Raw genomic sequence first — 14979 nt, forward strand, 5'->3', positions numbered from 1 at the left:
GCGGGCCGTATGGGCAAGTTCATCGGGGGGAACACCGCGTCATGGCCATCGCCACCGCAAATAAGAATGCGCGCGCCATCGGCGCCGCTCGGGCCGAAGTAAGCAAGCTGGTCGTTTACGACTGGATCGCCCTGGACAAGCGCGGCAAGCGCATGAAGGGCGAGATGCAGGCCAAGAACGCCCAGCTGGTGAAAGCCGAGCTGCGCCGCCAGGGCATGAATCCCCAGACCGTCCGCGAAAAGCCCAAACCCCTGTTCGGCAACACCGGCAGCAAGGTCAAGCCGCGTGACGTGGCGATCTTCAGCCGCCAGATCGCCACGATGATGGCCTCCGGCGTGCCCATGGTGCAGGCGTTCGAGATCATCGCCGGTGGCCAGAAGAACATCCGCTTCAAGAACATGCTGATCGATGTGAAAAACAACATCGAAGGCGGCGCGTCCCTGCACGAAGCCCTTGCCCAGTACCCGGTCCAGTTCGACGAGCTGTATCGCAACCTGGTGCATGCCGGTGAGTCGGCAGGTGTGCTCGATACCGTGCTGGACACGGTCGCCACCTACAAAGAGCGCATGGAGAGCATCAAGGCCAAGATCAAGAAGGCCCTGTTCTACCCGATCATGGTGCTGGTCGTGGCCCTGCTGGTCAGCATGATCCTGCTGCTCTTCGTGGTCCCGGTGTTCCAGCAGACCTTCGCCGAAGCCAAGGCCGAACTGCCAGCGCCCACGCAGTTCGTGGTCGCGGCCTCCAAGTTCATGCAGTCGTACTGGTGGGCCGTGATCGGCATCATCGTGGGCTCCGTGGTTGCCATGGTGATGGCGAAGAACCGCATTCCGGCCTTCGCGCATTTCATGGACCGCGTGTCGCTGCGCATTCCGGTCATCGGCGACCTGCTGCACAAGTCGGCCATCGCGCGATTTGCCCGTACGCTGGGCGTCACGTTCCACGCGGGTGTGCCGCTGGTCGAGGCGCTGGATGCCGTATCGGGAGCCACCGGCAGCATCGTTTACGGCGAAGCCGTGAAACAGATGCGCGACGACATTGCCGTGGGTCACCAGCTTCAGCTGTCCATGCGCCAGACCAACCTGTTCCCCAACATGGTCGTGCAGATGACGGCCATCGGTGAAGAGTCCGGCTCGCTGGATCACATGCTGTTCAAGGTCGCCGAGTTCTACGAGGAAGAAGTGAATACGGCGGTGGACACGCTCAGCAGCCTGCTTGAGCCGTTCATCATGATCATCCTCGGCGTGCTCGTCGGCGGCATGGTCATCTCGCTGTACCTTCCGATCTTCAAGCTCGCCGGCACCGTCTGACGACGCAAGCCTTGCCGTCGGGGCACAATACGAACCCTTTCCTCTGATGGAGGGAAGGGTTTTTTTGTGGCACGTTCGACCCGCTCCCCCACCGGATAGCCTGTAATGCCCGAATTGCCCCTCATCATGTGGATTGCCTTTGCGGGCGTGCTCGGCCTGCTGGTCGGCAGCTTTCTCAATGTGGTGATTCTGCGTACCCCCGAACGCATGCAAGCCGACTGGCGCAAGCAGGCACGTGAAGTGCTGGAACTTGAGCCGGTCGACGAGCCGCGTCCACCCGGCCTCGTGTTCGAGCCATCGCATTGCCCGAAGTGCAAGCACACGCTGGCCGCGCACGACAACATTCCGGTTATCGGCTGGCTGCTGCTGCGCGGTCGCTGCCGCTATTGCAAGGTGGCCATCTCCGCGCAGTATCCGCTGGTGGAACTGCTCACCGGCATCGCCAGTGCAGTTGTCGTGTGGCAGTTCGGCCCCACGATGGCTGCCCTTTCGGCACTGGCGTTTACCTGGATGCTGGTGGCGTTGTCCGGCATCGACGCACGCACGCAGCTGCTCCCGGATGAAATGACTTTTCCGCTGCTGTGGATCGGCCTGGGCCTTACCCTGATCCCCGGATGGCAACCGCACCCGATTGCGCCCTCCTCCGCCATACTCGCGGCGATGATCGGCTACCTCAGCCTGTGGAGCGTCTACTGGCTGTTCAAGCTGGTTACCGGCAAGGAAGGGATGGGCCACGGCGACTTCAAGCTGCTGGCCGCGCTGGGCGCGTGGATGGGACCGGTCGCCCTGCTTCCCATCATCCTGCTGTCATCACTGATCGGCGCCCTCGTTGGCGGTACGCTCATGCTGCTGCGCAAACATGATCGTGATGTGCCGATGCCGTTTGGGCCCTATATCGCCGCTGCCGGCTGGGTATGGTTTCTGGCCGGCGATCCTCTGCTTGCCGGTTATCTGCATCTGGCGGGCATGCAATGAAGCATCGCCCTTTCGTCATTGCGTTGACCGGCGGCGTGGCCTCGGGGAAGAGTGCCGTCGAGGCCATTTTCCGCAGGCTGGGTGTAGCAGCCTACGACGCAGACGTGGCCGCGCGGGCGGTGGTGCTGCCGGGCTCCGAAGGGCTGGCGGAAGTCGCGCGCGTCTTCGGGCCCGGGGTTCTGGACGCGGACGGTAGCCTGGATCGTGCCGCGATGCGTCGACGCATCTTTGATGATCCATCCGCACGCAAGACGCTGGAAGGCCTGCTTCATCCGCGCATCCGGCAGTGGCTCCGCGATGCCGTGGACGCCGATACGGGGCCTTACTGCATCGTGTCCATTCCGCTGCTGGTGGAGAACCGTGCCCATTACGCGTGGGTGGATCGCGTGCTGGTCGTGGACGCTTCCGTTGATACGCAGATGCAGCGCCTCATGCGCCGCGACGGCATCGACCAGGCACTGGCCGAGCGCATGATCGCCAATCAGTCCACCCGCGAAGAACGCCTGGCCATTGCCGATGATGTGATCGTCAATGATGGCGAACCCGAACATCTGGAACACGCCGTCGGTTTGCAGCACGCGCGATACGCGCAGCTGGCCGCAGAGCGCCGCTGACGGCACCGCGCACGGTTATCCACAGCGGATGTGGACAGTCACTGCATAAACGTGTGGATAACTTGAAACGACCTTTACGCGACAGACACTTGCGTCGCGCTGATCAGAAAGTGCGCAGTGGCAGGCACACATCGCGCACAAGCGGGCTGCCACCACGTTTGTGGTTATCCACAGCGAATGTGGACAGCCGCTGCATAAACATGTGGATAACTGCAAAGCGTCCTTGCGGGGCAATCACTTGCGTTGCACTGGTCAGCGCGTGACCAGCGCGCTCAAGTGGTGACGAACGCGCCAATGCCAGCGACACCCTGCGCGCCGAAGCGGCGTGCCTCGTCGATCCACTCCACACGCATCCCGCCCAGCGCATACACCGGCATCGGTGCCGCCTCGGCAAGGGCTTCAAAACGCTGCCATCCCAGGGCGGGCGCACCCGGGTGACTGCGCGTGGGATGTACTGGCGACAACGTCGCGAAGTCCGCACCAGTGCGCACGGCCGCCACAAGCTCCTGTGCGTCGTGACACGACGCGCCCACAAGCTGGCCATACGGCAACGGTCGCGCGCTGAGCGACTCCAGTTGCGCCGAACGAAGATGCACGCCCACGCCGGGGCCAAGAGCCCTGGCACCCTCGATATCTCCATTGAGCAGCAACTGCGCACCGCAGGCACGCACCAGCGGCTGCATGTCAGCGGCCAGTTCGCGCACCTCGCTGACGGCAACATCCGGAAGGCGCAACTGCAACAACCGCCCTCCCCGATCCAGCGCGGCGAGAATCCACCCGCGTGCCTGCGCCACCGAAAGCTCTGCCGGCGTAATGGCATAAGAGGTCGGAAGACGAAGCGCGTTGAGCATCGGCCTGTCCGCAGGAGCAAGGATGCCCGCGTCGATGTCCCACGGCAGGTGCCAGGCAATGGCTGCCGCATCCAGCGCCTGCGGCTCACCGCGCCATCGGCGCACGATCATGGCTTCAAGAAAGAGGCTGCGATCGCCATAGGTCCACGGAATGCGGATCAGCGGCTCGACGCTGCCTGCATCCAGATGGATGCCCAGCTCTTCATCGAGTTCGCGCGCCAGCGCCTGCAAAGCCGATTCGCCCGGCTCCAGTTTTCCGCCGGGCATTTCCCACATGCCCGCAAGATGTTTGCCGGGAGGACGCTGGGCCAGCAGCAGCCGGCCCGGGTCGTCTACCAGCAGCCCCGCCACAACGTGCATCAGACGTTGCGGATGTATTCGACCATGTCGAACGGGAATTTGTGCTGCGCGTCCGCGGCATGACGCACGCGGGAAACTTCGGTCCACTCCTTGAAATCAATGCCGGGGAAGAAGCAATCGGCACCGTCCACGGCGGCATAAATCCAGGTCAGGTACAGGCGGCGCGCATACGGCAGTGCCTCGCGGAAAATTTCGCCGCCACCAATCACCATCAGGCCGGTGCCGCCGCAGGTCGCCTGGGCCTCGGCGACGGAGCGCACCGTGATCTGGCCCTCGTACGGCGCTTCGTGCTTGCGCGACATCACAAGATTGGTGCGGCCCGGAAGCGCCTTGCCGATGGACTCCGCGGTCTTGCGGCCCATCAGGATGTACCGGTCCATCGTCAGTTCTTTGAAGTAACGCAGATCATCCGGCAGGTGCCACGGCAATCCGCCCTGTTTGCCGATGGCAAAGTTTTCATCTAGGGCGGCGACAAGCGAGAGAGCCATGGCTATTCCTTTGGGTGTGTGTCTGGACACGCGCGACAGGCCACATGGGGCCTGCCTGCGTTCGATCCGAGCCGGATATTAGTCCCAAGGCGCGGCCAGCGAAACTGACCGCGTGGGATATCGCGAATGCTGCCCGTCAGACCGCGACGGGCGCGCGAATGGCCGGATGGGGTTCGTAGCCTTCGATGACGATGTCTTCAAAGCGGAAATCGAAGACCGAGCGCACGTCCGGCGAAAGCGTCAGCGTGGGCAACGGACGCGGCTCACGCGCCAGCTGCGTGCGGGCCTGCTCCACGTGATTGTTGTAAAGATGCGCGTCGCCAATGGTATGGACGAAGTCACCCACCGCCAGCCCGGTGACCTGGGCGATCATGTGGGTCAGCAGCGCATAGCTGGCGATGTTGAACGGAATGCCCAGGAAGATATCCCCCGACCGCTGGTAGAGCTGGCAGGACAACCGCCCGTTGGCCACGTAGAACTGAAACATCGTGTGGCACGGCATCAGCGCCATCTGGGGCAGTTCGCCGACGTTCCACGCAGAAACGATCAAACGACGCGAATCGGGGTTGCGCACGATTTCGTCGACGACCCAGGAAATCTGGTCCACCACCTTGCCGTCCGCCGTAGGCCACGCGCGCCACTGGCGGCCATACACCGGCCCCAGGTCGCCGTTTTCGTCCGCCCATTCGTCCCATATGCCGACGCCGTTTTCCTTGAGGTAACCAATATTGGTGTCGCCTTTCAGGAACCAGATCAGCTCGTGAACGATGGAGCGGATATGCAGCTTCTTCGTGGTGACCAGCGGGAAGCCACGGGCCAGGTCGTAGCGCATCTGCCAGCCGAACACGCTGCGCGTGCCGGTGCCCGTGCGGTCGGCCTTTTCAGTGCCGTGCTCCAGCACGTGACGGAGTAAATCGAGGTAAGGCTGCATGGCGCGGACGATATCAGGAGGCGGTCGCCGCCGGGGCTGCGACCGGCGCATAGGGCGCGCGGCGGGACAGCCACAGCAGGAGGATGCCAACAATGATCAGCGGCAGCGACAGAATCTGCCCCATGGTGACCCAGCCAAAAGCCAGATAACCCAGCTGCGCGTCGGGCAGGCGCACGAACTCCACCAGGAAGCGGAAGCTGCCGTAAAGCAGCGCAAACAGGCCCGACACCGCGTAACGATGGCGCGGCTTTGCCGAATACAGCCACAGCACGGTGAACATCACCACGCCTTCGAGCGCGAATTCGTAAAGCTGTGAGGGGTGGCGCGGCATGGCGTCCGGGGCATGCGGGAAGATCATGCCGATGGCAAGGTCCGTGGGCTTGCCCCACAACTCGCCATTGATGAAGTTGCCAAGGCGTCCGAGCCCGAGGCCGATGGGTACCACCGGCGCCACGAAATCCACGGCGTCCATGAAATGCACCCGGTGACGGCGCGACCACCACAGGCCGGCCACCAGCACGCCCACCAGGCCACCATGGAACGACATGCCGCCATCCCAGATGCGGAACAGCGCCGCCGGATCGGTCCAGATCCAGTTGATCGACGTGTAAAACAGCATGTAACCCACGCGACCACCCAGCACCACGCCCATCATGGCGTAGAAGCACAGGTCGCTGAAGGCATCCGCACTGACAGCCAAACGCCCCTTGCGGCGACGGTATTCGCCAAGACCCCACGCGCCCAGAAAGCCCATCAGGTACATTAGGCCATACCAGTGCACCTGCACCGGGCCAAGGCTGAAAGCCACAGGGTCGAAAGAAACAACGAAAGGGGATGTCATAACCACGCCGGAGGGTCCGAAGGCCGCTAGTGTATCCGCTCCTGCGGGTGTGCCAACCGGCATTGGACAGCATGACGGCCTTGCATATACTCGGTCCATGCCGCCGGGAGGATGGCGGTGAACGGAATCACTTTTACAGGGGAAAACTTCGATGTCGTTACGTTATGCGCGGTCCTTGCTGGCCGCCGCTTGCATGCTCGTGCCTGTTGCTCAGGCGGCGGATCTCATTCCGACCGCTGATTTTGCGCGCAAGCCCACGTTCCTGAATCCGCAACTCTCGCCCGACGGCAAGTACATCGCCGTGCAGGTGGATGATCCGGATGGCAAGTCGCACTCCATGGCCATTTATGCCATCGGCGACATGAACAACCCGGTCAGCCTGATTCGCCTGCCGATCTTTGAAGTACCGGCGGAAATCACCTGGACGAGCAGCACCCGCATCGTGGTGGCAAAAGGCCGCCAGTTCGGCTCCGTCGAAAAGCCGATGCTGACCGGCGAGTTGCTTGCCGTCGATTTCAACGGCAAGCGCCAGGATTATCTCTTCGGTTTTGAAGCCTTCGGTCGCCGCTCGGCCACGCGCGCTTCTGATCGCGGCTGGGCGTTTGTGGACGGGCTGCCGTCCAAGACCAACGGCCACTTCTTCATGCGCGCGACGCCCTGGGACAACAAGGAACGCACGCTGCTGTACGACGTCGACTCCGAGAGCAGCTCACGCCGGCAGCTGGCCCAGTTCGAAATGTCCGACATTTCCTTCCTGGTGGCCGATGACGGCACGCCGCGTTTTGCGTGGGGCGTGGACACCGACTACAAGACCGTCGTGTTCCATCGCGAAGGCGAGCGCTGGGTAAAGTGGGGTCGCGCGCAGGCCGGTGCCACGTTCAGCCCCCTCGCCCCGGTTCCCGATTCCACGCGCATCTTCGCCTCGTACAGCGCAGAGGGTGGCCCGTCGCAGCTGGTTGAGCAGGACGAGACCGGCGGCAACCGCAAGGTGCTGGCGCAGGACAGCTTCAGCAGCGTCAGTACCGGTGGCCTCTGGACCCCGGCCCCTTCGCGTCCTTTCGCCACGCGTCCGGCCACCGGCGTGCCCAAGGTCACGTACCTGGACCCCCAGCTGCCCGCAGCAAAGCTGCACATGGCGTTGTCCCAGAAATTCCCGGGGCAGCTGGTCAGCTTCATCAATTTCAGTGAAGACGGCGGACAGCTGCTCGCTTACGTGCAGAGCGACCGCGATCCGGGCCGTTATTTCACCATGGACATGCACACCTACAAGGCAAAGCCCCTGTTTGCCGCCATGCCGTGGATTGATCCTGAAAAAATGGCCGAACGCCGGCCTGTGCACTTCAAGGCGAGTGACGGCCGCGAGCTGGAAGGCATCCTGACCTTCCCCAAGGGCAAGGCAGAAACCAACCTGCCGATGGTACTCATGCCGCATGGTGGGCCCATCGGCGTCAGTGACGACTGGTTCTTCGACTCCGATGCGCAGTTCCTCGCCAACCGGGGTTATCTCGTGTTGCAGGTGAACTATCGCGGCTCCAGTGGGCGCGGCGGCGATTTCCTGGAAGCGGGCTATCTGCAGTGGGGCACGCGCATCCAGGAAGACCTGATCGACGGCGTGAAGTGGAGCATTGATCAGCAGTACGCCGATGCGAAGCGTGTCTGCGTATACGGCGGCAGCTTCGGTGGCTATTCGGCCATGATGACCGTGATTCGTGCACCGGGCATGTTCCGGTGTGCCGCAGGCGTGGCGGGCATCTACGACCTGAAGATGATGTACTCCAAGGGCGACGTCAAAGACCAGAAGACCGGCCGCAGCTATCTCAAGCGGGTCATCGGCCGCGACGATGCCGAACTTGCTGCCAACTCGCCCGTGAACATGGCCGACAAGATCGACGTGCCCGTTTTCCTTGCCCACGGCAAGGAGGATGACCGGGCGCCGTTTGCCCAGGCCAAGGCCATGCGCGACGCGCTGGACAAGGCACATCGCACCTATGAGTGGATGGCCGTTGATGGCGAAGGCCACGGCTTCTACAAGGTGGAAAATGAAGTCGCCTTCCTGGACAAGCTGGACGCCTTCCTGAAGGCCAACATCGGCGACCCGCAGGCCCCGGCCGCCACGCAGTAAATCCGGCAAGAGCCGCGTCACGCCGTCAGACGGTGTGACGCGGCCCTCCCCCGAAGCGCGGCAAACCCGTAGAATCCCGCGAGTCCCGCTATTTTCCGCGGGACCTCGGGAGGGTGTTACAAGCATGCAATCAGGTTTCTCGCCGACGCGGTACCCCGCGTTTCGTCGTGCTGCGCTCGCCATGGCGCTGGGTGCGTGCCTTGTGTGTCCGCCGGTTCTGGCTCAGGACGCGCCACCGGCCGCGACCTCCCGCTCGGAAATGCTCGACACCATCACGGTCACCGGTTCGCGCATTCGCGGCACCGACGTGGAAACCGCGCAGCCCATCGTGGCGCTGGATCGCGACGCCATCCGCGCCAGCGGCCTCACGCGCGTGGACGATCTGCTCACGCTGATTCCGTCTGTCGGCACCGCTGACATCACGCCGCAGGACACTCTCACCTCGGGCGCCGACACGGGCGGCCGCTATACCAACCTGCGCCATCTGGGTTCGCAGCGCACGCTGGTGCTCGTCAACGGGCGACGCTGGAGTACGAGCCTCAGTGGCCTGACCGATCTGTCGACCATCCCCGTGTCGATGATCGAGCGCATCGACGTCCTCAAAGACGGCGCCTCGTCCATCTACGGGTCCGACGCCATCGGCGGCGTGGTGAACATCATCACCCGTGACCGCTTCGAAGGTGCTGAAGCCAACGTGTCCTATGGCGACAACAGCAAGGGCGACGGCACGCAGAAAGCAGGCGATTTCACCTGGGGGCGCAGCACGGAAAACAGTTCGATCATTCTGGGAGCGTCCTATCTGGACACCGCTCCCATGATGGCCTCGCGTCGCCAGTTGACCGCCTACCCCGATGGACCGCGTCATCCGGGCGATGGCCTGGGGCTTGGCGCGTATGGCCAGGTGACCGATCCGCGCGCACCGGGCACAGCAGGCGCCGGAAGCTATGGCACTGACGGCACGTGGGTGCCCAACAGCTACGTCATCAATCATCCCGGTGGCGTCGCTGCCGCGACCAACGACCTGGCCAACTACCACCCGTACGACCCCAGCAGCAACGCCGACAAATACAACACGCGAAGCGACAGCACGTTCCGCGCGGGCTCCAAGCTGCGCAACCTGTTTGCCACTGGGCGCTACAACCTCAGCGACACGGTGGCCCTGCGCGGACTGGCCAGCTACAGCGTGCGCGACAGCGACAGTCAGGTAGCAGGCTATCCGCTGACCTCTGCCTCAGGTCGCGGTGGCGGCCTCACCATTGATCCGGACAACGCATACAACCCGTTCCCCGGCTACGCCACCTCATTCCTTCGGCGCACCGTGGAAATGCCGCGCATCACGTGGTCAAAGGCAAAAATGGCCCACGTGGATGTGGGCGCCGAAGGCAATTTCCTTCTTGGCAGCCACACGTGGAACTGGGACGCGACGTACAACTATTCGGAAACGAAAAGCCGTCAGGTCAGCACGGGCAACATTTATCTGCCGAATGCCGAAAAGGCGCTCGGGCCGACCACGGTCATCAACGGACAGATCGTCTGCGCCAGCGCGGCGGATCGCGCGGCAGGCTGCCTGCCATGGAATGTGCTGGCAGGCCCTGGCGGCACGCCACAGGCCGTGTGGAATTACATAGGCGCGACGGGCACCACGCGACAGACGAGCCGGACGAACGACTTCGTCGCCAACATCACCGGCGGCATCATCGACCTGCCCTGGCTTGTCGATGCCGACGAAGGCGGCACGGTGAATCTGGCAGGAGGCATCGAACACCGAAAAGAAACCGGCAGCTTCCGCCCCGACGCGAACGACGCAGCAGGCCTCACCACCAACCTCGCCACCGACGCAACGCGCGGCAGCTACGTCGTCAACGAAGCCTATCTCGAACTGGACGTCCCGCTGTTGCGCGACCTGCCCTTCGCGCGCGAGCTCGCCGTGAACGTGGCGTCGCGCTATTCGCATTACAGCGAGTTCGGCGGCAACACCAACAACAAATACAGCTTCCGCTGGAAGCCCGTGGATGATCTTCTGCTGCGCGGCACCTTCGCGCGCGGATTCCGCGCGCCCACCATCGACGACCTGTACGCGGGCACGTCGGAAAGTTTTGAAACATTTCTTGATCCATGCGATGCCGTGTATGGCGCTGCCGCCACCAATGCGCAGGTTGCATCGCGTTGCGCGAACGCCGGCGTGCCGGCGAACTATCGACAGACAGATGCCGCAGGCAAGCCCATCGTGTCCAACACGGGGGGCCAGTCGCTGACGCCTTTCCAGAGCGGTTCAAATAGCCGTCTGCAACCGGAAACCTCCATCACGCGCACGGCAGGACTCGTCTACAGCCCGTCCTACGTGCCGGGGCTGGATGTCACGCTGGATTACTACAAGGTCAACGTTGCCAACATCATTTCCTCGGTGCTGGCCAGCGACATCCTCACCTATTGCTACATCGACAACGACCCTACGTTCTGCGGGCGCTTCACCCGCGCACCGGATGGCCGGATCACGGCATTGAACGAAAGTCTCGCCAACCTCGGCCGCCTCAGCACCGACGGTTACGACCTCGGCCTGCATTACCGGCTACCTGAAACATCCATCGGCACGTTCCGTGTCGCCTCCGACAGCACGTACCTCAGCAGCTACGACCGCGCCAGTGGCCCTGGAATCGCCTCGCGCGCACTGGCCGGCTACATGGACGGCACCCAGGGCCTGTACCGCGTACGCAGCAATCTGCGCGCCGACTGGGACTTCCGCCAGTTCGGTGCCAGCTGGACACTGCGCTATTACTCCGGCCTGAAAGACTCCTGCTACACCGCCACCGTTGAATGCAATCGTCCTGACGAGCTCAACCAGCGCACCGGAGGGATGGGAGTAAGCCGCAAAGGCTCGGTCACCTTCAGCGATGTGCAGGTGCGTTACCGCGCGCGCTGGAATGGCACGTTCACGCTGGGCGTGAACAATCTTTTCGACCGGAAGGGTCCGCTGTACTACGCCGTGACCGCCGCAGGAACAGGAAGCCCTCCGTACAATCCTGCGTTCGACATCGACCGCTACGTGTACGTCGGGTACAACCAGAAGTTTTAGGCCGCCTGTGAAGGCCGCAAAACCACGTGATTTTCGTGGAGAACCGGTGGTTTTCCGCACGAACAAACGCGTGCGTACGGGAAACCGGCGGAATTCCCGCCGAATCGCAACTAAATAGGATTCATTCCCAAAACCTTGCATGCGTGTGACTGGCGCGTTATGTTCGCGTTACGTCGCAAAGCGCCCGGGGGTTTGGCGCGACGTGGGGATCCCCATCCCCAATCCCTCTTTGCCCACAACCAGTGCCGTTCGCGGTGCTAATTCCAAGCTGTTCAGCCTTGCCGTGTGCAGGGCCAGGGAGATTTTACCTAATGTCAAGCTCCACCCTGCTCACGCGTTCGCGCGTGCTGAAGCGCACTGCGCTCGTGTCCGCACTTGGCGCCTGCCTCGTCGCCGGTTCCGCCTTCGCCCAGAGCACCGTTGGCGATGTGTACGGTACCGCCACGGCCTCGCAGACGATCCAGCTCCAGAACCTCGGCTCGGGCCAGACCCGCCAGGTTGTTGTTGGTGAAGACGGTCGCTACCGCGTCTCGTCGCTGCCGGTCGGCAGCTACCGCATCAACGTTCAGCAGAACGGCCAGACCGTCACCACGCGTGACATCAACGTCGTTGCCGGCCAGAACGCACAGATCAACTTCACCGCGCCGGCCACCAGCGCCGATGCGAGCCCGCAGGCCCTGGACACGGTTACCGTGTCGGCCAACGCCCTGGCTTCGATCGACGTCGCGTCGGTTGAGTCGCGCACCAGCTTCACCGCTGACCAGCTCGACAAGCTCCCGGTTCCGCGTAACGTCGTTGACGTTGCCGCGCTGACCCCCGGCACCACCAAGGGTGACTCGCGCTTCGGCAACCTGCCGTCGTTCGGTGGCGCCTCCGTTGCCGAGAACAGCTACTACGTGAACGGCTTCAACGTCACGAACCTGTACAACAACCTGTCGTTCACGGAAGTGCCGTTCCAGGCCATCCAGCAGCTCGACGTCCAGACCGGCGGCTACGGCGCCCAGTACGGCTTCTCCACCGGCGGCGTGACCTCGGTCATCACCAAGCGTGGTACGAATGAGTGGAAGGGCGGCGCCAGCTGGGTGTACACCCCGGCCTACGGTCGTTCCAGCCAGGACACGACGTACCTCAACAACGGCAAGATGTACCGCAACTACGAGCGCAACAACGACAACGACAATGTCTACTCGGCATGGCTCGGTGGCGCGCTGATCAAGGACAAGCTGTTCTTCTACGGCATCTTCCAGTCGCACAAGGAAACCACCCAGGTTTACCCGACCGCGACGTCGACCGCTGGCGCCACGCGCAATTCGTTTGACGACCCGTTCTATCTGATCAAGCTGGACTGGAACATCAACGACAGCAACATCCTCGAATACACGCGGATGAACAACACCCAGCACCAGACGAATAACTACTATTCGTCGGCCTATGGTTCGGACGGCACGCCGTACGCAACCACGTACCGCGGCGAGCGTCAGGTGAAGACCGGCGGCGACGTCGACGTGCTGAAGTACACCAGCTACGTGACCGATGATCTGACGATCACCGGCCAGTGGGGCAAGATGAAGAGCAAGAACTCTTCGCAGTACATCAGCCCCGATGGCACCGTGACCAAGTACGACGGCAACATCAACGGCGCCAACGCCGGTTGCCCGTACGTCATCGACGCACGTGACAACGCCATCGCCGGCTCCGTGCCGAAGTACGGCTCCTGCTACACCGCCAGCACCATCGACATCTTCAACGGCCAGGATCAGCGCACCGCATGGCGCGTCGACCTTGACTGGAAGGTCGGCGATCACGACATCGCCGGTGGTTTCAGCAAGGAAAAGTGGAGCTCGCAGTCCGGCCAGAGCTACGCCGGCGGCATGCTGTACTACTACCTGACCGACACTGATGGCGTTTACGGCCAGCCGGGTCGTGACTACGTCCAGCTGAACAACTACCGCACCGGTGGTTCGGTCTCGATCGACCAGAAGTCCTTCTACCTGCAGGACAACTGGCAGGTCACTGATCGTTTCCTCGCCTACATCGGCGTGCGTAACGACTCGTTCGACAACATGAACGGCGCTCACCAGACGTTTGTGAAGCAGAACAACATCTGGCAGCCGCGCCTGGGCTTCTCGTGGGATCTGTTCGGCGACTCGTCGACCAAGATCTTCGCGTCGGCTGGTCGTTACTCGCTGCCCATCGCTGCCAACGTGGCTCTGCGCGCTGCTACCTCGTCGTACTTCACGACGCAGGACTACGCCTACACGTCGGTTGACTCGAAGGGCGTTCCGACGCTCGGCGGCGCACTGGGCCCGGTCCAGATCGTCAACGGCGAGAACGGCAGCACGCCGGACCCGCGCTCGGTGGCCTCCAAGGATCTGAAGCCGTACTCGCAGGATGAGTACATCCTCGGCTTCCAGCACCGCCTGACCAGCGACAACGAGTTCCTGAACGACTGGGTTGTCGGCGCCAAGATGATCTATCGCAAGCTCAACAACGCGATCGACGACACCTGCGACTGGCGTCCGTTCTACCGTTACGGCCAGTCCATCGGCCTGAACATGAACGCCAATGGCGACGAGTTCACCCCGCCGTCGACGATGCCGGGCTGCTACATCTACAACCCGGGCAGCAAGCTCTCCATCGACATTGATCTGGACGGCAGCGGCACGCTCCGCAACGTCACGATCCCGGGCAACCAGCTCGGCCCGAAGGCGAAGCGCAGCTACCAGGCTGTGGTGCTGACGGCTGAGAAGGCGTCGGACAAGTGGTACGTCAACGCGTCGTACACCTGGTCGAAGAACTACGGCAACACCGAAGGTCTGGTGAAGTCGGACAACGGCCAGGACGACACCGGCACGACCACCGACTTCGATTACCCGGAAGTCATGATCGGCTCGAACGGCTACCTGCCGAACGACCGTCGCCACAGCATCAAGGCGTACGGCGGCTACAAGTTCTCGTCCGAGTGGTCCGTCGGCCTGAACATGCTGGTTGAGTCGGGTCGTCCGACCAACTGCTTCGGCGGTGGCAACTACATCCCGTACAACATCCCGGGCTACAACTCGGCGTACTTCTACTGCGAAGGCGACATCAGCTACCGCGGTACCCAGAAGCGCCTGCCCTGGAACTGGACGCTCAGCCCGAACGTCGTCTACACCCCGGCATTTGCCAAGGGTCTGACGCTGCAGTTCGACGCGATCAACGTGCTGAACAACAGCAAGCCGATCGCGATCAACGAAATCGGCGAGCGCGGCAGCCAGACGCTGTACAACACCACGTACCGCGTGCCGAGCTACTACCAGACGCCGCGTTACTTCCGTCTGATGGCTCAGTACGACTTCACCCTGTAATACCCGCCCCGCGTCGCCTCGGCGACAAAGAGCACAAGGAGGGCCGCCCGCAAGGGCGGCCCTTTTTTTG

10 protein-coding genes are annotated in these 14979 nt (G+C 62.8%); 6 read left to right on the plus strand and 4 right to left on the minus strand.

All coding sequences use genetic code 11. The features are described 5' to 3' along the window. Nucleotides 1–41 precede the first annotated feature (41 nt). The 3 genes from FHW69_RS00110 (at nt 42) to coaE (ending at nt 2896) form a co-directional block, all read left to right on the plus strand. On the plus strand, nt 42–1307 hold the full coding sequence (locus FHW69_RS00110; RefSeq protein WP_183420972.1) for a type II secretion system F family protein: 1266 nt from the start codon (nt 42–44) through the stop codon (nt 1305–1307). 105 nt (nt 1308–1412) lie between these two features. Next, nucleotides 1413–2282, plus strand: coding sequence for an A24 family peptidase (locus tag FHW69_RS00115; protein ID WP_183420973.1), 870 nt, complete (start codon nt 1413–1415; stop codon nt 2280–2282). Further along, nucleotides 2279–2896, plus strand: coding sequence for a dephospho-CoA kinase (gene coaE / locus FHW69_RS00120; RefSeq protein WP_183420974.1), 618 nt, complete (start codon nt 2279–2281; stop codon nt 2894–2896). Before FHW69_RS00115 ends, coaE begins: the two co-directional genes overlap by 4 nt. Before the next feature lie 272 nt (nt 2897–3168). On the opposite strand, the gene FHW69_RS00125 is transcribed toward coaE, so the two are convergent. The 4 genes from FHW69_RS00125 to lgt all read right to left on the minus strand — a co-directional run bounded on the left by FHW69_RS00125 (nt 3169) and on the right by lgt (nt 6367). Beyond that, nucleotides 3169–4107 (minus strand): Nudix family hydrolase, encoded by a 939-nt coding sequence (locus FHW69_RS00125; RefSeq protein ID WP_183420975.1) that lies wholly within the window; start codon nt 4105–4107, stop codon nt 3169–3171. Next, on the minus strand, nt 4107–4595 hold the full coding sequence (locus FHW69_RS00130) for a dihydrofolate reductase (RefSeq protein ID WP_183420976.1): 489 nt from the start codon (nt 4593–4595) through the stop codon (nt 4107–4109). Before FHW69_RS00130 ends, FHW69_RS00125 begins: the two co-directional genes overlap by 1 nt. A gap of 136 nt (nt 4596–4731) precedes the next feature. Continuing rightward, nucleotides 4732–5526 carry a thymidylate synthase gene (locus FHW69_RS00135; RefSeq protein WP_183420977.1) on the minus strand — a complete coding sequence of 265 codons (795 nt, stop codon included), beginning with the start codon at nt 5524–5526 and terminating at the stop codon, nt 4732–4734. A gap of 13 nt (nt 5527–5539) precedes the next feature. Beyond that, a complete protein-coding gene (lgt, locus tag FHW69_RS00140) occupies nt 5540–6367 on the minus strand; it encodes a prolipoprotein diacylglyceryl transferase (RefSeq protein ID WP_183420978.1) in 828 nt (275 codons plus the stop codon). 151 nt (nt 6368–6518) lie between these two features. Here lgt and FHW69_RS00145 point away from each other — a divergent pair, with 151 nt between their 5' ends. The 3 genes from FHW69_RS00145 (at nt 6519) to FHW69_RS00155 (ending at nt 14909) form a co-directional block, all read left to right on the plus strand. Beyond that, on the plus strand, nt 6519–8489 hold the full coding sequence (locus FHW69_RS00145) for a prolyl oligopeptidase family serine peptidase (RefSeq protein ID WP_183420979.1): 1971 nt from the start codon (nt 6519–6521) through the stop codon (nt 8487–8489). Between the two features lie 124 nt (nt 8490–8613). After that, nucleotides 8614–11562 carry a TonB-dependent receptor gene (locus tag FHW69_RS00150; RefSeq protein WP_183420980.1) on the plus strand — a complete coding sequence of 983 codons (2949 nt, stop codon included), beginning with the start codon at nt 8614–8616 and terminating at the stop codon, nt 11560–11562. 311 nt (nt 11563–11873) lie between these two features. Beyond that, nucleotides 11874–14909 carry a TonB-dependent receptor gene (locus FHW69_RS00155; RefSeq protein WP_183420981.1) on the plus strand — a complete coding sequence of 1012 codons (3036 nt, stop codon included), beginning with the start codon at nt 11874–11876 and terminating at the stop codon, nt 14907–14909. Nucleotides 14910–14979 lie beyond the last annotated feature (70 nt).

The organism is Luteibacter sp. Sphag1AF, assembly GCF_014192715.1.
In the GTDB taxonomy this organism is placed as follows: domain Bacteria; phylum Pseudomonadota; class Gammaproteobacteria; order Xanthomonadales; family Rhodanobacteraceae; genus Luteibacter.